Annotated in this window: 16 protein-coding genes and 2 tRNA genes; 6 read left to right on the forward strand and 12 right to left on the reverse strand. The window is 41.0% G+C overall.

What is annotated here, in order from left to right; translation table 11 throughout:
• Positions 1 to 252 precede the first annotated feature (252 nt).
• The 4 genes from IEY03_RS09990 to trmB all read right to left on the reverse strand — a co-directional run bounded on the left by IEY03_RS09990 (position 253) and on the right by trmB (position 3,395).
• Complete coding sequence (locus tag IEY03_RS09990; RefSeq protein WP_188841234.1) at positions 253 to 1,125, reverse strand: YggN family protein; 873 nt, start codon at positions 1,123 to 1,125, stop codon at positions 253 to 255.
• A gap of 288 nt (positions 1,126 to 1,413) precedes the next feature.
• Positions 1,414 to 2,328 (reverse strand): glutaminase B, encoded by a 915-nt coding sequence (gene glsB / locus IEY03_RS09995; RefSeq protein WP_188841235.1) that lies wholly within the window; start codon positions 2,326 to 2,328, stop codon positions 1,414 to 1,416.
• On the reverse strand, positions 2,329 to 2,655 hold the full coding sequence (locus tag IEY03_RS10000; protein WP_188841236.1) for a 50S ribosome-binding protein YggL: 327 nt from the start codon (positions 2,653 to 2,655) through the stop codon (positions 2,329 to 2,331). It abuts the gene before it with no gap.
• A 23-nt stretch (positions 2,656 to 2,678) separates the two neighbouring features.
• Entirely contained in the window at positions 2,679 to 3,395 is a 717-nt protein-coding gene (gene trmB / locus IEY03_RS10005) for a tRNA (guanosine(46)-N7)-methyltransferase TrmB (RefSeq protein WP_188841237.1), read from the reverse strand.
• A gap of 153 nt (positions 3,396 to 3,548) precedes the next feature.
• Between trmB and mutY the strand changes: the two genes are divergently transcribed.
• The 3 genes from mutY to IEY03_RS10020 all read left to right on the forward strand — a co-directional run bounded on the left by mutY (position 3,549) and on the right by IEY03_RS10020 (position 5,918).
• On the forward strand, positions 3,549 to 4,667 hold the full coding sequence (gene mutY / locus IEY03_RS10010) for an A/G-specific adenine glycosylase (protein WP_188841238.1): 1,119 nt from the start codon (positions 3,549 to 3,551) through the stop codon (positions 4,665 to 4,667).
• Between the two features lie 2 nt (positions 4,668 to 4,669).
• The gene (locus IEY03_RS10015; protein WP_188841239.1) at positions 4,670 to 4,945 is read left to right on the forward strand and encodes an oxidative damage protection protein; all 276 of its coding nucleotides are present in this window, start codon (positions 4,670 to 4,672) and stop codon (positions 4,943 to 4,945) included.
• Between the two features lie 181 nt (positions 4,946 to 5,126).
• Positions 5,127 to 5,918: a sugar-binding protein gene (locus tag IEY03_RS10020; RefSeq protein ID WP_188841240.1), complete on the forward strand. Its 792-nt coding sequence runs from the start codon at positions 5,127 to 5,129 to the stop codon at positions 5,916 to 5,918.
• A gap of 193 nt (positions 5,919 to 6,111) precedes the next feature.
• Here IEY03_RS10020 and IEY03_RS10025 read toward each other — a convergent pair whose 3' ends face one another.
• A complete protein-coding gene (locus tag IEY03_RS10025; RefSeq protein ID WP_188841241.1) occupies positions 6,112 to 6,699 on the reverse strand; it encodes a YceI family protein in 588 nt (195 codons plus the stop codon).
• A 120-nt stretch (positions 6,700 to 6,819) separates the two neighbouring features.
• On the reverse strand, positions 6,820 to 7,368 hold the full coding sequence (locus IEY03_RS10030; RefSeq protein ID WP_188841242.1) for a cytochrome b: 549 nt from the start codon (positions 7,366 to 7,368) through the stop codon (positions 6,820 to 6,822).
• Between the two features lie 381 nt (positions 7,369 to 7,749).
• Between IEY03_RS10030 and IEY03_RS10035 the strand changes: the two genes are divergently transcribed.
• Both IEY03_RS10035 and IEY03_RS10040 read left to right on the forward strand, forming a co-directional pair.
• A tRNA-Phe gene (locus IEY03_RS10035) sits at positions 7,750 to 7,825 on the forward strand.
• 7 nt (positions 7,826 to 7,832) lie between these two features.
• Positions 7,833 to 7,908: transfer RNA gene (locus IEY03_RS10040), tRNA-Thr, on the forward strand.
• 633 nt (positions 7,909 to 8,541) lie between these two features.
• On the opposite strand, the gene nagP is transcribed toward IEY03_RS10040, so the two are convergent.
• The 5 genes from nagP to IEY03_RS10065 form a co-directional block, all read right to left on the reverse strand.
• A complete protein-coding gene (gene nagP / locus IEY03_RS10045) occupies positions 8,542 to 9,840 on the reverse strand; it encodes an N-acetylglucosamine MFS transporter NagP (RefSeq protein WP_188841243.1) in 1,299 nt (432 codons plus the stop codon).
• Positions 9,841 to 10,001: 161 nt separating this feature from the next.
• Positions 10,002 to 11,162 carry a transmembrane glucosamine N-acetyltransferase NagX gene (gene nagX / locus IEY03_RS10050; RefSeq protein ID WP_188841244.1) on the reverse strand — a complete coding sequence of 387 codons (1,161 nt, stop codon included), beginning with the start codon at positions 11,160 to 11,162 and terminating at the stop codon, positions 10,002 to 10,004.
• 55 nt (positions 11,163 to 11,217) lie between these two features.
• Complete coding sequence (gene nagA, locus IEY03_RS10055) at positions 11,218 to 12,369, reverse strand: N-acetylglucosamine-6-phosphate deacetylase (RefSeq protein ID WP_188841245.1); 1,152 nt, start codon at positions 12,367 to 12,369, stop codon at positions 11,218 to 11,220.
• A gap of 173 nt (positions 12,370 to 12,542) precedes the next feature.
• A complete protein-coding gene (gene nagK, locus IEY03_RS10060) occupies positions 12,543 to 13,448 on the reverse strand; it encodes an N-acetylglucosamine kinase (RefSeq protein WP_188841246.1) in 906 nt (301 codons plus the stop codon).
• A gap of 267 nt (positions 13,449 to 13,715) precedes the next feature.
• Positions 13,716 to 16,412 (reverse strand): beta-N-acetylhexosaminidase, encoded by a 2,697-nt coding sequence (locus IEY03_RS10065; protein WP_188841247.1) that lies wholly within the window; start codon positions 16,410 to 16,412, stop codon positions 13,716 to 13,718.
• Positions 16,413 to 16,950: 538 nt separating this feature from the next.
• Here IEY03_RS10065 and IEY03_RS10070 point away from each other — a divergent pair.
• Positions 16,951 to 17,910 (forward strand): sulfite exporter TauE/SafE family protein, encoded by a 960-nt coding sequence (locus IEY03_RS10070; protein ID WP_229778275.1) that lies wholly within the window; start codon positions 16,951 to 16,953, stop codon positions 17,908 to 17,910.
• 86 nt (positions 17,911 to 17,996) lie between these two features.
• Here the strand turns inward: IEY03_RS10070 and IEY03_RS10075 are convergent, their stop codons facing one another.
• Positions 17,997 to 18,698 (reverse strand): SapC family protein, encoded by a 702-nt coding sequence (locus tag IEY03_RS10075; protein ID WP_188841248.1) that lies wholly within the window; start codon positions 18,696 to 18,698, stop codon positions 17,997 to 17,999.
• Between the last annotated feature and the right edge of the window lie 68 nt (positions 18,699 to 18,766).

The following is an 18,766-nucleotide window of genomic DNA, read 5'->3' on the forward strand; positions in this document are numbered from 1 at the left end:
ACGTTTTATCTTTGTTAGATGCCTCTTGGTGAAAAAAGAGTTGCTTAGATGACTAGGCATCAATCCACAGCTTCAGTTAATGCGTTTTTAATTCGAAAATACAACTCACAAAAAGCACCAAGCCTAAAAACAAAAAGCCCCTGCACGATTAAACATGCAGGGGAAAGTCAGGTGACAAGCATAAAACTAACAGTAAAGCGTTTAAAATGTGTCGCTAAAACACGGTGAAGCGAGTAAAACCTAAGGGCTAATTTATTCCGCTAAAGGCTTATCTTGTAATACAGCAAGCGGATATGGCGCCAATTGTGGGATTTCTTTTCTAAGTTGGTTTTCTAACACCATTAACTGTTCGAAATCACTACACACTTTGTCGGCTCTAACTTCTAGTGCCTGAGACTGTGATTCCATTTGCGTTTCAATGTCTTTGCCAACATTTTCCATTTTTGCAGCAAACGTATTCATTTTTTCTTCAAATGAACCACCCTCTGCAGACATAATTTGGCTGCCCATGCTCATCATCAAGCTACCAATTGAATTTGAAATAATGTTTTCCATTTCCTGTTCAAACTCATCATTGAAAGTTTCTTCTAATGAGGCGTCAGTTGAACCAATGAAAAACTTATCGCCATGTTGATATGCCATGGTGTCTACCCGTTTTTCAATCCCCGCCATTAACTTATCAATTTGGCTACCGGCTGCATCGCCTAACAAGGGTGTCAGTGCCATGCTCACGGCCTGTGTTGCCATAGTGACAACCTCACCAACTAAATCAATAACTTCAGGAATTTGACGAGAGACTTCATCAGAATATTGAGTCAATAGTTTTTGCTGTTTAGGGTTTAGATTAACGGCTTTACCTTCAACGAATAAGTGCCCCACTTCTACGCGGTACTTTTCTGTGCCCTTTTGACTCACTTTTAAAGATTTTGGCTCAACGGTCACATCGTAGTTTAAGGTGACATTGCAGTTTTGATCATTCAAAGACATTTTTGCCATCGCAGGAGTCAATGCGCCAGTGGTAAAAATCAATCCAGATAAGGCAATGCCGGTAAGCAATTTGTGGCCAAATGCAGGGGATTGCAGGGTCTTATTTGATGAAGCTGATGTTGTTTTGTTGTTAGCCATTAGATAAATCCTTTTTAAAATCAATATATTTAACTGCCAAAAGTGAAATTGTGCCTTAAAAACCTAGCGCAACACTATTTGCCTCTTAATCTTGATAATGATATAGCACTAAGCGTGCCAAAATAAAAAATTGACATCAATTCAATGACTTAACAAATTCTACACAATACAATTTAAAATTCATCGACAACAAATTAGCTAAATAAACCACTTATTAAGTAATTTAATCAACTCAATATTTAACGCAATGAATTAGGCAAGCTTGATGATTGGAAGGGATATAAATAGTTAGAAAATCGAACGCCCTAATTGCTGGCAAAGATGCTCTAGCATTGCAGTTCCTGCCAATGAATTACCATTAGCATCTAGTTCGGGGGACCAGACACACACCGACATGTCGCCAGGGATCACCGCAATAATACCGCCACCTACACCACTTTTACCCGGCATACCCACTCGATAAGCAAATTCACCCGCGCCATCATACAAACCGGACGTGGCCAATAACGCATTTAACTGACGCGTCTGGACAGGAGTCACTAATTGCTCACCTGTTAAGGTTTTACCTCTATTGGCTAGGTACAGCATTGACTTAGATAAGTCGGCACAATTCATTCTTAAGGCACAATAATGAAAATAGTTTTTCAGTACGGTTTCAACAACACCATCGAAATTACCAAATGATTTCATCAAGTAAGCGATAGCTGCATTACGTGCACTAAAAGCAAACTCAGAATCTGCAACCACTTTGTCATAGGCAATCGTCGGATTCATACTGAGTTTACGCACCACCTCTAGCATGCGCTGTTTTGGCGCTCCGCTTCGGGCTTGCAGTAAATCAGCAATCACTAGCGCACCAGCATTTATAAAAGGATTTCTAGGTTTACCGCGCTCTAATTCAACTTGTACTAATGAATTAAATGAGTGGCCTGATGGCTCTTTACCTACGCGGCTCCAAATTTCATCTTCACGGTAAAGATTTAGTGCCAGTGTAAGACTAAAGACTTTAGAGATAGATTGAATAGAGAAAGGTTCAAGGTAATCACCTGCACCGATTGTTTGCCCATCGACGGTTGTGACGGCAATGGCAAGTTTGGTGTTATCTACATTCGCTAGAGCTGGAATATAGTCTGCAACTTTGCCTGTACCTAAAAGCGGCCTGACACTGTCGACCGCTTGTTGTAGTAATGCTTGGTTTAGCAATTAGCCCCACCAGATATCATATAAAGTAGAAGCTTCCACTTCTTTTACTGGTTTACCTTGCCAAAAACCGGTAATAGCAGCGATATCTTCATCGGTACATTTACCTATGTGCTGAGTGGCAATAATACCTTGCCATTCTTTATGACCGCCGCCATGAAAACCTAATTGACGAGGTTCAATCACTTCATAGATAAACTGATCAACCAAACTATCAATATCCTGCTCTGACACAGACTCTTCAAACGTCCACTGGATGTCAAAACCAAACTCTTGGAACTCATCAACACGTAACTTTTTACGTAAACGACGGCTACGATTTTTTGCCATGATTTGTCTCCTAATAGACGTTATTAATCAATACGTTCAAACATTATATCCCAAACCCCATGGCCTAAGCGATGGCCACGAGCTTCAAATTTTGTCAATGGACGGTGATCGGGTCTTTCCACCACTGTGCCTGTTGCTGATTGGTTTTTGTAACCGGGAGCCGCTTGCATAACTTCTAGCATATGCTCACTGTAGTTCTCCCAATCTGTGGCCATGTGGAATACGCCGCCCACTTTTAGTTTACGGCGAATAAGTTGCACAAATTCAGGCTGAACAATACGGCGCTTGTGGTGACGTTTTTTGTGCCAAGGATCAGGGAAAAACAACTGCACGCGAGCTAAGGCCCCATCGGCAATACTGTGCTCTAACACTTCCATTGCATCATGATGGTATACACGTAGGTTAGTCACTTGCGCTTCACCAGCATCTGCCAAACACGCACCGACGCCAGGCTTATGCACTTCAATACCTATGTAGTTTAACTCCGGAGCCGCTTTCGCCATTTGCACTAAAGATGCGCCCATACCAAAACCGATTTCTAACACTGTGTCAGCGTTGCGGCCAAACACTTGGGTTAAATCCAACGCTTCAGGACTGTAATCAAGCCCCATTGTCGGCCAATGTGATTCAATAGCTTGTGATTGCCCTTTCGTTAAACGGCCTTCACGTAATACAAAGCTTCTGATTTTACGAAGGTACTTACCTTCTTCATTAAATTCAGCTGTGGTAACGTCGCTCATTTTCGCCTCTTTATTACAATTATGCGTTAAAAAACGGCTCTATTTGTAATAGTTAATCTTAAAATTTTATTTCAGCCCCGTAGTATACCTAATCCGCTCACAATTGTTTATATAAACCTTGTTTGATTAATTGCCTGTCGCTACACTGCCACGATGAAAAAAGTATTCTCTTTCGCTGAGCGAATCATCGCTTGGTATGACATTCACGGCCGAAAAAAACTGCCGTGGCAAATAGATAAAACCCCTTATAGCGTGTGGGTTTCTGAGATCATGTTGCAACAAACCCAAGTTGCAACCGTGATCCCTTATTACCAAAAATTTATGGAACGATTTCCAACTGTTGTTGATTTGGCGAATGCAGACCAAGATGAAGTTTTGCACCTTTGGACAGGGTTAGGTTATTACGCCAGAGCACGTAATCTTCACAAAGCGGCAATTCATATCAGAGATGAGTTTAACGGCGTTTTTCCAACGGAGTTTGAGCAGGTTTTAGCGTTATCAGGCATCGGTCGTTCAACAGCGGGGGCGGTGTTATCTTTATCTCTTGGGCAGCATCACCCTATTTTAGATGGCAACGTTAAGCGGGTGCTTGCCCGTCATGGTGCCATTGATGGCTGGCCAGGGCAAAAAGCCGTTGAGCAAACTTTATGGGATTTGACCCATGAGTTAACCCCTATAAAAGATGTACAAAAATACAATCAAGCCATGATGGATTTGGGCGCCAGTATTTGCAGTCGAAGTAAACCTCAATGCTCAAACTGTCCTGTGGCAATTGATTGCCAAGCTCAGCTAAGCGGTAAACAAAGCCAGTATCCTGGTAAAAAGCCGAAAAAAACGATCCCAACTAAGCAAGCCTGGATGCTGATAATGCTGTATCAAGGGCAAGTGCAATTAATTCAACGTCCACCCGCAGGAATTTGGGGAGGATTATGGTGTTTTCCGCAATTTGATGATCAAGCGTCAATTGAGCACTATGCCAATCAACAGCAGTTAATTAAATCTGATATCAATTTAGCCGGATTTAGACACACTTTTAGTCATTTTCACCTAGATATCACCCCAATTTTAGTGTCCATAGACCATCAAGATTTATGCTTTTCAACATCGGATATTAATGGGGTGATGGAACAAACGCCACCACTCTGGTATAACATCACCCATCCAGCCAAAGTCGGTTTAGCCGCAGCCACTGAAAAGATTCTTGCCAATCTTGGAGCTGAATTAGCTAAACAATCCGATGATGTTGCTGCCCCAATTCACGTTAAGGAGTAAACATGTCTCGCACTGTAGAATGCGTTCATTTAAATAAGTCAGCTGACGGCTTGGACTTTCAACTTTACCCAGGTGCTTTAGGTAAACGTATTTTTGACAATATCAGCAAAGAAGCATGGAGTTTGTGGCAGAAAAAACAAACTATGCTAATCAACGAGAAAAAACTTAACATGATGAATGTTGAGGACCGTAAATTTCTTGAAGAGCAAATGACTAACTTCTTATTTGAGGGTAAAGATGTAGAGATTGAGGGCTACGTCCCTCCTTCAGAAGATTAATCATCTTATTTAGCCAAGTTTTATAAAAGGATAAGTTAATCACTTATCCTTTTTTATTTGTCATAATGGTTATGGACAGCGCAAGTTAACCGACTAGAGTTAATACCATTCAATTTATCTTCAGGCTAAATTAGCCTAGACTGAGCATCAACTTAAATTATCGATTAACACTAGGGGCAGTATGTTTAGCTTGGCTAATCTACGAAAAACCATCATAAAACTGGGTTATTTAACTATTTCATTATGCAGTTTTTCGGCACTTGCTGAGTTGCCCACAGACCTTCATCCCAATGTGGTCAAATATGCTCATACCCCCATTATTATTGATGGCAAACCTGATAGTTTGTGGAGCCGAGCATCTTGGCGAGCCATTGATCAGCTTATCCTTGGTATACAGCCTAGTGCAGCTGACTTTAGTGGCCGCTATAAATTATTATGGCGTGAAGATAAATTGTATTTGCTAGCTGAAATTATTGACGATGTATTGTTCGATAAAACAGCCGACCCAACAAAGTTATATTGGGATGATGATTGCCTTGAAGTATTTATTGATCAAGACGCTTCAGGCGGTGAGCATCAATTTAATCACAATGCGTTTGCTTATCATGTTGCACTAGACAATCAAGTTGCCGACTTCAACACATCCAAGCAGGCACAAACCTTTAACCAACATGTACATAGCCAATGGCAACGTGATAATGAGAATCCAGAGATTACTTATTGGGAACTAGCCATCAATATTTTTCCTGATACTTACAATGACACACTTTCAGCAAACGATAAACAACAAGTATTAGCTGTCAACTTAACAGCTGGGGATATTATCGGGTTTATGTTGGCCTATTGTGACAACGATGGTTCAGCTGAACGTGAAAGTTTTGTTGGTTCTCATAACATCAACCCAATCAATGGTGACAAAAATTTAGGTTATAAAACAGCTGATGTGTTCGGCAAAATTAAACTGATTAAATAATGAAGTTGATAGCAGGCTTAGGTGTAATCCTGGTTTAGATTAAGTTTAGGTTTAGGTTTAGGTTTAGGTTTAGGTTTAGGTTTAGTATCTGAACCAAATGCAACCGTGAAAGGTCAACAGACCCTAGTAATAAAAAACCGCCATCAATGATGATGGCGGACTTTTTGATTAATAACATCAATTAGACAAGATATTATTTTTTTATTCCCTCAACAACCAGTTCAAGCTCAACATTCGCTGAAGCTGGGCCTAAGTCCATTTTTATTCCATAATCTTTCATTGCAAAATGCGTTGTACCGGTAAAACCTGCACGGTATCCACCCCATGGGTCATCACCTTCACCTATCATCACAGCATCAATAGCCAGCGGCTTAGTCACCCCATTAAAAGTAAAATCACCATTAACGACAAACTTACCGTCACCTTTGTCTTCCACCGAAGTCGACTTGAAGCTTGCTTTAGGGAATTTTGCGGTATTTAAAAAGTCAGGGCTACGCAAATGCTTATCACGCTCGGCATGGTTAGAATCAACGCTGTCGGTGTTGATATCAACATTGATACTTGCTTGATCCATTTTGCTTGCATCAAAGCTGAAGTCACCAGAAAAATCATTAAAGCGACCCATAACAAAGCTATAGCCTAAATGACTGACTTTAAATTGAATAAACGCGTGGGCGCCTTGAGTGTCGATAACATAATCTGCTGCGCTGGCAGTATTGGCAACAAACATTGGCGCTAACATAGCTGAGCTCATTACGGCTGCTATTAAGTGTTTTTTCATTATTAATCCTTCCTATATGTTAATGACTTTTGTATTAGATAACTGTTTATGTTTACTCATTAAACGCCATCATCAGACGCAATAATATTGGCTCGTTATCCGATTAAACGTTATCTTGGATTAACGCTTAACTCGCAACATACGGGTTAAGGTTGAATCTTTATCTATAAAATGATGCTTTAAAGCACCTGCGGCATGAATGAACACTAAACCTATTAAGCTATATGCTGCGTACTGATGAAAAGCACCCGCGATATCAGCTTGATCATCAAATAATTCACCCACTGCTGGGAATTGAAACCAATCAAATACCCAAATTCCACGACCATCTGCGGTCGAAATTAAAATTCCAGACACCATAATAGCTAACATCAGCACATAAATTATTCTATGTGCCCAACGGGCGCTTTGGTGCTCCCATTGCTGATGGGTCGGCATTGGTGCGGGCATTGTTGCCCAAAAGCGCCACAGCAGTCTTATTGTTGTCAAAAACAACAGTAGAATACCGACACTCTTATGGATATCTGGTGCGGTTTTATACCAGCTACTGTAATAGGTTAAATCAACCATCCAAAAGCCAAGTGCAAACAGACTCAAAACCGCCAATGCGGATATCCAATGAATGAAAATTGTAATTAACCCATATTCAGTAGAACTATTGTTCAACATGACTACCTCTTAAATATGCCTTTTGATGCGTTAACATCTTGTGAAACAGTTTACTTACTATTTAGTAAAGGTAAATCAGTAAAAATAGCCAATATCGTTCTATAAAATAGAAGCATTAAACAATTCCACTCCGAAGTACTGGGTTCTAACGAGCGTTAAAGACTTCCGCAGTTTAAACAATGTCTTTTTTCGTTCTAAAAAGCACCAACTCAACTAAAAAAACGCCACCCTGACTAGAATGTGAGCGAACGAGTAAAAAGTTTTTAAAAACTACTTGCACGATAAAAACCATCCCTATATTATGTGCGCACTCCAGACGAGACAGGCATTACACAGTAAGCCAGTTGAATCTGAAGTAGATAACTAACACTTAGTTTAGTTGCCCGAATAGCTCAGTCGGTAGAGCAGAGGATTGAAAATCCTCGTGTCCCTGGTTCGATTCCGGGTTCGGGCACCACAATTTAGCCGGCATAGCTCAGTTGGTAGAGCAACTGACTTGTAATCAGTAGGTCCCGAGTTCGACTCTTGGTGCCGGCACCATAAAAAAAAAAAAGCCACTCAATGAGTGGCTTTTTTGTTTTTTAAATTTGCCGTTCTCAAACTCAACTTGAGTTAAGAGATGACTAAAATGTGATTTAAAAATCTAATATTCAACAACTTAAAATAATTTTTCTTATAACAAGGCGAATTTATGCGTCAACTGATGGTCTGTTGAAAGTCAATTCAACACAGCTAAGCTGTTAAAAGCAATTTGGTATGCATTTAATATCCTATACTGACGTGAGTCATGGCTTAGCCGTTAATTAGCTTAGTCGTTAATTAGCTAGGCAGGTATGGACTGAAAATGTTGATTCGCACGAGCATCTCGCAATAACAAGGCTTCAAGCATTAACAAACTGTACATTTGTTTAGGGGGATTACAAATCTCAATCGCAAATCAGTAATATAATGGATTTCTATAAAAGAAAAGCTTAATAAGCGTATTTGGCGCGACTAATAAAATGATTAGTCACAGAGTCTCTTCAGTATTACTGAAGAGACTCTATCTGGTCCTATACATGCAAATACATTCCTGGACGAGAGATAGAAAACAAAAAGCCGCTTGCGTAATGCTAGCGACTTTTATAACACATCTCATTTGGCCTAGGCTAAAACCAAATATTAGTTAATGTCTTACTTCCAACTTTTCATTTTATGCCCTTTAACCGCATAAAATAGAATAAATAGATAACATGGGAACATCACCATGTAGCCACCTTGCATGCCCAAAGACGTCGCTGAACTGGTTAACCCCCAAAATAGTGGCCCAAAAGCCCCGCCAGCAATACCCATAATCAATAACGCTGAACCTGTACTGGTTAACTTACCCATGCCAGATAACGCTAGAGGCCATACAGCAGGCCATACAATCGCATTCGCTAAGCCTAAAAAAGCAATCATTAATAGGGTATCAGGTAACTGTGCCCCACCAAATGGCACTAATAATAAATCGGCTATGACGTATGATTGACTATCACCAAATACAATACCCGCGGTTAATAATAGGCCTAAAACTGCACTCACCATTAATGCATTGGGTTGCGAGATGAATCGAGGAATACAAATAATCCCCAGAGTATAACCAAGTACCATACAAAGCATGGTGTAAGATGTCATCACACCATAGTTTTCAACACCTAAGGTTAATGCAAAAGTACCAATGGTATCACCAGCAATCACCTCTACTGCAACGTATACGAATAACGCTACAACACCCAGCGCCAGATTAGGATGCGATAAAGCTTGTTTAATTTGGCCTTTTTCAGAGCCTTGCTCTTCTTGCTCTTTTTCCAACTCTGGTAACGGAGACTTTTTAACCGCAAAGGCTAAAATGCCGATAAAGATAGCCATACCTAGATAGGGATAAATAAGGCTATTCGCCATTTCATCAATTTGAATTTGGCTAAGCTCTGTGCCAACGCGATCTTTAAAACTATCAAGAATTAGTGCGGTAAACACCATTGGCGCGATAACACCCGCACCTTTATTCAAAATTCCCATCACACTAACACGTGCTGCTGCAGACTCTTCAGGCCCTAAACGAACCACATATGGGTTTACTGCGGTTTGCAGTAAAGTTTGCCCTGTTCCCATGACTAACTGCGCCAGTAAAAACAACACAAATATTTGGGTCTGCGCGGCAGGTATAAACAGCAAACCGGCTATCATCATAATGCCCATGCCTAATGCCATACCATTTTTATAGCCGACTTTACGGATCACCCAAGCAGAGGGTAACGCGGTAAAAGTTACTGCGATATAAAATGAAAATAGGATAAGTGAGGCTTGGAAAGGAGTAAGTTGCAGGATTTGTTTAAGGTATGGCATCAAAGAGCCATTGAGCCATGTAGCAAAGCCGAGAATAAAAAACAGCACCGCGACTATCGCCATCGGTACTAGGCTACTTTTAGTTTGTTGTTTCGTTGCTGTCATTTCCATAAACCTGCTCATTATTTTATTTATAGGGTCTTTGTGGTTTGTTTGATCAAGATGTGAATTAAGTCACATTGACCAGTTCATTCGATAGTAGAACAATTCAACCACTAAGACAACGCTGTCATTTACAACTAAAGCGTAAAAGCTTTGTGTTTAATTTAAATTCGAATAAATATTTTACGGCGATACATCCATAATAATATTAGCCATTGCACTGTGATAAAACCGATCACACTAACAAGTTGTTGAGCTAAATCAGGAAAAGCTTGGATCACGCCGCCAAATACACTGCGAGTAATATAGTGCCAATCGATTAAACTCGAACCTAAGTACACTATGATGGCATTTGTGCCAATCACAACAAATACAAACGCCCATTTTTGCCATTTAAGCACATCTATCACTGCATAAAATAAGGCTAAGAATAACAGGCTCCATCCTGAGGTTACCAAGACAAAACTACTGCTCCACAGGTCCTTATTAACAGGGATTATCGGGTTTAATAACCAACCAAGTAGCAATAATACAAGACCACTTGCGGTCATAATCAATACTTTTGCCCAATCTCCCTTGGGGTGTGGTTTAACAATGAATTGACCGACAAACACACCAATTAATGCATTGACCACCGCTGGTATCGTTGAAAGCACACCTTCTGGATCTAATGGTCTATTTTGATAAGCGATACCAGGGCGCAATAATCCATCAATGTAAGCATTGATACTGCCATCCATGGTAAATATTCCCGCTTGACCACCTGGGAATGGCATAAAGCACAGTAATAGCGAATAACCCACTAATAGGCCAATTGCGGTAATAATTTGCGTCCGTAATGAAGTGTGCCACACCAAAAAGGCCGCAAAGAACCATGCAAAACCAATACGTGCTAATACACTAGAAAAGCGAACCTGCTCAGGGTCGAGCGGAACACCTGTCCCCCAACCATGGTTATAAAGCACGCCCAAACCAATCAATAATGCTAAGCGTTTTATCGCATGACGATACAAAGGCGCTCGTTGTTGCAGTGGCAGTTTATCTAACCTTTTAGGAGATAAACCTAATGCGACACCTGAAAGAAAGATAAACAGCGGAAAAATAAGATCATACAGAGTAAAACCATGCCACTGACTATGAAGCATCTGCCCTGCAGCAATTTGCCAACCAGCCCACCCCGTCAAAGCAAACATGGCAGCAAACAACCCTTCCCCACCAATAATCCAAAACATGTCAAAGCCACGCAAGGCATCAAGTGACATCAACCTTGGCTTATTGGCTTTACTCGTTGTCTCTTGGTTATTTGTGGATGATATTGAAGACATTACGGCCTCTATTGTTATTATTATTTTGAACGCATCACACGCCTAAGCTGACTCTTTATTGTGCAAATACAATCTTGCCGCCAATATAGGTTCTGCTAACTTGATTAGCGCTATTCAACAGCACTAAATCAGCTTTAAAGCCTGGTTTGACTAAGCCTAATGCTTTATCTAAACCAAGAAACTGTGCCGGATACATTGATGCCATACGCAGCGCTTCATCATGCGATAGTCCGAGCATTGCCACGGTATTATTTACCGCACCAACCATATCAAGTACACATCCAGCTAACTCGCCGGTTGTGGCATTTAGTCGATCGCCTTGGCGAACCACTTTGATACCAAATAACTCAAAGCTTGCATCTTGAGCCATGCCAACAGGTGGCATAGCATCGGTGACCAACATCATTTTCCCGCGTGGTTTGGCATTAATTGCCACTTTTGCAGCTGCGCTATGAACGTGATGACCATCGACAATCAATCCGCACCAAGCCGTTTCGCTTTCAAGTGCTGCGCCGACCATCCCAGGTTCACGAGAACCTAATGGTGACATAGCATTGAATAAATGTGTGAATCCGCTAGCGCCCGCATCTAATGCTGCAACGACAGTGTCATAATCAGCATTAGAGTGACCAAGACACACACGAACACCAGCTTTGACTAATGATTTAATCACCTGAGTGGAGACGTTTTCAGGCGCTAAAGTCACCACTTTAATACCTAAATCTTGACGACTAAAGATAGCTAACTCTTCATCACTGATTTTGCGAATATATTGCTGTGGGTGAACACCTTTTTTAGGCACACTTAAATGCGGCCCTTCAAAATGCACACCTAACACACCAGCCTTATTATGTTTAATCGCATCAGCAACGGCGTCGGCGGCCTTAGCCATTACCGAAACATCATCGGTAATTAATGTCGGTAAAAAACCTGTTGTACCAAAGCGGGCGTGGGCGCGACCAATAGTTTCAATACACTCAACACTGGGCTGATCGTTAAAGAGTGCACCGCCGCCACCATTAACCTGAACATCAACAAATCCTGGTACTAAGGTTCCCGCTAGGTGAGTGAGCATGCTAGGGTCGGCATCGACGACTTCGGCAGCTGAAGTCACAGCTGTGATCTTGCCTTCATCCATGGTTACGGCCATATTCTGATGAAATACTTCACCATCAAATAATCGTTCAACAATCAGGATTTGCTTCATAATGCTCTCGTGTTAATTATTTTATCTATACGTTACAATGCTTGAGTGACGTCGTTCAAAGCTGCTAGTCGATTAGGAGTTATATCTCATGTCGACTAAACTGCCACTACATAATATTTATCCGATATCCAGAATCGCAAAATGGTAAGTTAGAAAACTTACCATCCATGTACTTAGGCGACTGATTCAGCTGAATATTGCTGCTGAGCAAATAAGTACGCGCCGAACTCTGGCGGTGATAAAGAGGGAGAAACTTTTATAGCAACGTCATCATCTAACCAAGTCAATAATGGCTCAGCTAAGCCACCAATCATAGAGAAACGGCTAGGGTTTATGGTAAATAACCGTCTAGCAAGCTCACTGATATAAGTGGCACCTTCCTGTACGATAGCAATGGCTACCTCATCACCTTCGTGCGCAGTAGCTAATACTATCCGAGCAAGCTTGGCATAAACACTGGATGATTTTCCGGCTAGGTTTTCCACAATACCTATGGCATCTGTAACATCAAAGTAAGCTAGTAATTTATCAGTCAATGCAGTTTGACAGGCAAAACCATCAAGCGCTAATAAAACATGTTCAGCGGCTTTAAGACCAAGCCATGCCCCACTACCTTTATCACCTAAAGCAAAACCATGGCCACCTAAACTGATACTTTGATGGCCTACATGTGCATAACCACATGATCCTGTTCCAGTAATAATCACCGCGCCATCGGCACCGTTGTGAGCGCCAATACAAGCCGTATGCAGATCAGTGGTGAGATACATAGATTTGAACGGATGCTGCCAGTTGGAAATTTTATCGAAAAAATGACCGACATTGACACCAGCAAGACCTAAACCCGCAACAAGTTGGCCACAGGCTTCTGCAGGCAAACCCGCATCAGCTAAAGCAAGCTGGGTTGACTCAGTAATTGATGCAAAAGTTTGTTCTAAACCATGTAATGGATTAGCTCGGCCAGACACACCAGTACCTATTTGCTTATGATCTTGAGTATAAATGGTTGCACGGCATTTACTGCCACCGCCATCGATGCCAATGTAAAGCTGCGAATTGCTAAGCTGATTCTCACCCATGACTTTCCTCTCGGTATTCAGTTTAAGGTCGCTATTTTTTTGATTGTATTTGCGCCTATGAATAAGTTAAGGCTATGTTACACCGTAAATGACAGCGTTGTCATTTATTTTTTGTGCAAAATTATTCGTTTAAATGAAAATGAAAGCTTAACCATTTAAAAACAATATGATAGTTAGATATCGGAGTTGTAATAACTTGGCTCTACAAAATAAAAAAGTCGCCAACAAGGTCATTATTAGCGACTTTAAAAGTAAATAAAACTACAACTAATTTACAACTTGTGAGCGTCCTTTTCGCTTACCATCAGGTGTAATGGCACGGACTTCAACCTGATCTTTAACCACTACGGGGTTAAGATAAGGCAGCCATGCTTTTCCTTGCTCTTTATATTCTATTTGTAATCCAGGAAAAGCGATATTTGCTGTTAGCACACCTTTCTCATCAACAGTTGCTCCCACTGTAGGTACTCGGTATTCAATACCCGCTTTATCTAATTTAGCTAGCTCTTTATGGCCCAAATGATTGGCCATTTTTTGCCATTCACTCGCCTGCTGCTGTCTCATTTGTGCAGTAAAGTTTTGAGTAGATTGATTATATACCGCACCGTCATGTTGATACGGCACTTCCCACTCAGGCTTATGCCATGCTCTTTCAGCCAGCATTAACAACCTTGGGTATATCATGTATTCAACTGTCTGATCACTACGTAATGTTTCACTCCATAGCTGCCCCTGAATGCCATCAAAAGTTTTACCTGCAACAATTGGGCCACTGGTTTGTTGACCATTATCGTCAACTTGAGGACGATCATCTGCCTCAAATGGGTTGCCTTCAATATCTAACCACTGTTCAGCATTAGCAGGCAAATTACCTGGCATAAAGCTGAATATGTGTTTGCTATTCAAGCCTCTAGATGCCCAGTAATAACCGTGCTCTTTAGGATCTGCTTCATAAGGGAAGTCGAAATAAAGCACTTCTGGATTTGAAAGAATCGTTGTCCAACCATTGTTAACTTGCTGATGAGCACGTTGATAACCCTTATGAGATACCACATCCCACACATTGCTTTGCGAGTTAGGCGGCATATTTGCTGGATTAGTATGGCTCATACCATCACTCCAACCTGCTGGTTGAATACCTTTCTCAGCTAACATATTGGCGACGCGCTCAATGAAGTAAGGGCCCACTAGCTTGATATCTTTTACGCCGTATTGGTTATTGACAATAAAATCATGACAAATGGGTGACTCTAACCAAGCGCCGGCTGTTTCATCTGCACCTATGTGATACGTCGTTAATGGCTGGCCAGCTTGGGTGTGTAACGCCGCGATTTCAGTGATCACTTTATCCACAAAATGATAAGTTGACTCCATGCAGACGTTCAGTGTGTTGTCGTCGTAATACTGTACCGATGAATATTGGGTTGTATCATCAGGATCCGTTAACACAAATTCTTTTGCAGCCTGCTCATCGCCCTTGGCCATAAGGTTGCGGTAACGAGCATCCATTGATTTAATCGCAGCGCGCGAATGGCCTGGCATATCCATTGACGGGATCACCTGAATTTGGCGTGCATCTGCATACTGAATAATGTCAATATAATCAGCTTTGGTGTAATAACCATTCACTTTGGTATCAGCAAAAGGTCCACTGCCTAACTGAGGTAAAATGCAGCTTGATTCAGTTACATCATGGCATCGCTTGCTGCCTATATCAGTCAATTCAGGCAAGCCATCTATCTCTAAACGCCAACCTTCGTCATCACCCATATGCAAATGTAATTTGTTCAGTTTGTAGGCTGCCATTTGATCAATCAGATCCAACAAAAACTGTTTACTATGGAAGTTACGCGACACATCAACATGCATACCACGGTATTGATAACGTGGACTATCATTGATTTGCATAGCGTTGATGGTTAAATCATTCAAATTAACAAGTGAGGCGATTGAGGCAATACCATAGCTAAAACCACTTGGTTCGCTGGCTTTGATCACAATTCCAGCATCAGCAACCGTTAATTGATATGAGCCCATTTTTAAGCTATCAACGGGCGATAACGCGGCAAATGTGACTTTTACGCCATTGTCTGATTGTGGTACGCCAATGCGTTCAAGACGGGCTAAAGCCGCTTGAATGTCATCAAGATTCAACTTTGTCTCAGTTAAACTTTGCGTGTCTAAGGTGATCCCTTGAGATAACGATACCGCTTTGGCATTATCTAACAGGACTTGTGTTTTAGGTGTCGGCAATAAAGAGTTAGCCGTTAATGCCGGCTCAACAGATACGGCTTTATTCTGTTCAAATAAAACACCGGGTTTTGCCCAAACCAATTTATCTTTATCGCTGCGCTGGTATTGCCTTTTAGCATCAACAAAGGCTTCGACGTATGGACGAACCTCCATGCCCGTGTCAGCATCAATTTCCACGCGGGTACTAGAAATTATCTGTGGCGCTAGTTCAATTCCATTAGCGTCTTTAGCAACAATATAGTAATTAGGCATAAAGTCGGTTTCAGACAATTGCCATAACTCTCCACGAAAACGCAAAGTTTTTACTTGCCCCGCTTTAAAACCTGCAAATTTATCTGTTGGTGTTAAACGGTGAAGATCGCCTTTCACGCGCTGAATATCAAATTCGTCGTTAAGTACTGTTTGAACTGGACGCATCTGGCTAAAATAGATTTCCCAATCACCGTGCAGCATATCTTTTGGGCTAGTGAAATCGATCTCGGCAATAAAACAACGTTCATCCACTTTAGCATCTGCAGGACATGCTTCTTCGGGTAAATTAGAGACTAAACGATATTTAACAATAAGTTCATCTGCAAACTCCGCTAGATGACTCTGCTGCCAAGTGGCAGTTGCTGAAGAAGTGGGTGTCGAAGTTGTCGATTGTGATGGAGAGCATGCGGTCAAACTTAATGACATCATTATGGCACTGAGCGCCCAAGTCGTTTTCATAGCGTCCTCGTTATAAATCTTATTTTTGTAGGGCTTAATTTAGTGGGTCGATTAATATCATAACCAATAAAGACTGAGTTTTGGGGACACCCCATAAAATAGTACCTTGTTGGTTTAATTCATTGCACCACTTTATCCAATGAGTGCTCGATAAATGTTCAATGTTAAATTTAAGGAAAAAAAAAGCTGGGACATAAATCTGTTAAGACATGTACCCAGCCTATACTCGTTTCTGGGGAGAGACTAAAAGTATATTAAAAAGATAATGTCGCTCGCCCGACCGAGCTTACATTATCAAGCATGAATCAGAGACCTCTTCCTCATCATGTTGACCTTAAATAACAACGTTACCCACAAGCAATGACAACGCTGTCATTAATTAAGTTACCTAATTTATTTAATGAGATCTACATCTTTTTGACATAATTTTATTAACGCAAACTTAAATGGTTATAAAAAACATAAAAATCAATACCTTATTAAAAAACATCACCTTCAACAAAAACTCACAGCCAATTAACATCATCAATGACAAGTTATGAATCCACTGATAGGATTAATTGAATTTCACTTAACAGGCCATCTTTCAGGTTATATGCAGTTAAAACGTCGTTTACCTAAAATGCATCCCATCATTTTTATTACCGCCATAATTCTAGTCGGTTTATGGCTGCAATGGGCTTGGAGAACGCCTGATATTGATCAACTGTTTTTCAGTCATAGTCGCTTTTTGTTGCTTGGAATATGCGGCGCAATATTTGCTAACGCCACTGGCGCAGGCGGCGGGGTTATTTTTATTCCGGCGTTTTCTGCTTTAGGCTTCAGCCCTTCGGAAGCCATTAGCACCTCATTTCTCATTCAATGCTTTGGTATGACAGCAGGTTCGATGACTTGGTGTCATTACTACCTCAAACAACATCATCAGGACGACTCATGGCAAGGCTTTGTGATAATGGTTGCATGCTGTGCACTGTTCTCAATTGCAGGCCTGTGGACGAGCCAATTCGCTTCACTTAGCGCTCCAGTATCATTGCATGTAAGTTTTAGTATTTTCTCTATTATATTGGGCGCAATTATCATTCTAAACAGCCGTAAAAACACCCGTGATAAACCACTTACCTCATTTAAGCATTCGCCTATAAATGATTGCATTATGCTTAGCGGATTAAGTTTTGTCGGCGGGATAATTACAGCTTGGTTATCTGTAGGGGTGGGGGAAATAGTGGTTATCTATCTGATGCTCAGAGGATATTGCACTAAACTGGCCATAGCAACAGGCGTGGTAGTCAGCGCAATCACTGTTTGGTCAGCCACACCTATTACACTTAGTACTGATTCTGCTGCCAACTTTGAAGTATTACTTTTTGCAGGCCCAGGGGCATTGCTAGGTGGGTTAATTGCAAAGAGAATTGCGTTATTTTTCTCGGTTATCAAACTTAAAATATTTTTCGCGCTGTGGATTATGCTGACAGGCCTAGTGATGATCATTGTGGCGTAGTAATACTACTGATAAATAAGTGCCGCGATGTACAGACACAAAAATGTCCCGTAAATCGCGCCATTTAATATCACTTGGCTGTTAAATTAACGGCCTAAGACTTCCATACGAGCTAAACGATTAACTTGATTGATTGAGCTTAAATGACCATAGATAGGGCCGAGTAAACCACGTTTTTTCAACTCTAAGAAGTCTTCATCAGATAATGAATTCAACTTTTGCTCATCAATTAAATATAAGCCATTAATATTACGTTTCTCACCTGCAACATCAACGGTTAATGTTTGGCTTATAAATAACTCTTTCTCAGCTAAAAAGCCAAGAATGCCGCGTGTGGCTTGATCTTGCTCGAAATGAGTGATCAGGGCTTTTTTACGCGCTTCCAAAAATGGCGTTTCTTGTTCGCCATTAAATAATGCTTGGCCTTCAGTTTTGCTAACTTCTTTGGCTTCTTCACGTAAACCGATCCACACTTTATCTTTTACTTCAGGGTTTAACACTAATCCTAATGGATAATCACGCACCACGGCTGGAATGTATAGGCCTAACCATTTACCGTCTTTAACACTTAAATTTTGTCCTGGCTTTAAACCTAACATAGCAACTGATTGAAACTCGCCAGTTTCACTGTTTTTAACAAATACAATTGGATATTCAGTCGCAGCACGAGCAATTTCATGCAGGGTAACAGGCACAATGTGCTGCTCTGCAACATGGTTAAAATCGCTTGCGGTGATTTTAAGTTCACCATGCTTTGCTTGTTCTAGTAAAGTAATTTGGTTAGACATCTTGGCTCCTTGAGGCGCTTCTCATTCAATGTGATCACAGTATTAATGGCGATTAACAGCCTTTATCC

Source organism: Shewanella aestuarii (assembly GCF_014647215.1).
Classification (GTDB): domain Bacteria; phylum Pseudomonadota; class Gammaproteobacteria; order Enterobacterales; family Shewanellaceae; genus Shewanella; species Shewanella aestuarii.

Excerpts from the sequence above, each read along its gene's own strand:
- IEY03_RS10065 (WP_188841247.1), bottom strand. The coding sequence starts at position 16,412 with ATGAAAACGACTTGGGCGCTCAGTGCCATAATGATGTCATTAAGTTTG.
- IEY03_RS10030 (WP_188841242.1), bottom strand. The coding sequence starts at position 7,368 with ATGTTGAACAATAGTTCTACTGAATATGGGTTAATTACAATTTTCATT.
- nagA (WP_188841245.1), bottom strand. The coding sequence starts at position 12,369 with ATGAAGCAAATCCTGATTGTTGAACGATTATTTGATGGTGAAGTATTT.
- IEY03_RS10000 (WP_188841236.1), bottom strand. The coding sequence starts at position 2,655 with ATGGCAAAAAATCGTAGCCGTCGTTTACGTAAAAAGTTACGTGTTGAT.
- mutY (WP_188841238.1), top strand. The coding sequence starts at position 3,549 with ATGAAAAAAGTATTCTCTTTCGCTGAGCGAATCATCGCTTGGTATGAC.
- nagX (WP_188841244.1), bottom strand. The coding sequence starts at position 11,162 with ATGTCTTCAATATCATCCACAAATAACCAAGAGACAACGAGTAAAGCC.
- nagP (WP_188841243.1), bottom strand. The coding sequence starts at position 9,840 with ATGACAGCAACGAAACAACAAACTAAAAGTAGCCTAGTACCGATGGCG.
- IEY03_RS10075 (WP_188841248.1), bottom strand. The coding sequence starts at position 18,698 with ATGTCTAACCAAATTACTTTACTAGAACAAGCAAAGCATGGTGAACTT.
- IEY03_RS10020 (WP_188841240.1), top strand. The coding sequence starts at position 5,127 with ATGTTTAGCTTGGCTAATCTACGAAAAACCATCATAAAACTGGGTTAT.
- trmB (WP_188841237.1), bottom strand. The coding sequence starts at position 3,395 with ATGAGCGACGTTACCACAGCTGAATTTAATGAAGAAGGTAAGTACCTT.
- nagK (WP_188841246.1), bottom strand. The coding sequence starts at position 13,448 with ATGGGTGAGAATCAGCTTAGCAATTCGCAGCTTTACATTGGCATCGAT.
- IEY03_RS10015 (WP_188841239.1), top strand. The coding sequence starts at position 4,670 with ATGTCTCGCACTGTAGAATGCGTTCATTTAAATAAGTCAGCTGACGGC.
- IEY03_RS09990 (WP_188841234.1), bottom strand. The coding sequence starts at position 1,125 with ATGGCTAACAACAAAACAACATCAGCTTCATCAAATAAGACCCTGCAA.
- IEY03_RS10070 (WP_229778275.1), top strand. The coding sequence starts at position 16,951 with ATGAATCCACTGATAGGATTAATTGAATTTCACTTAACAGGCCATCTT.
- IEY03_RS10025 (WP_188841241.1), bottom strand. The coding sequence starts at position 6,699 with ATGAAAAAACACTTAATAGCAGCCGTAATGAGCTCAGCTATGTTAGCG.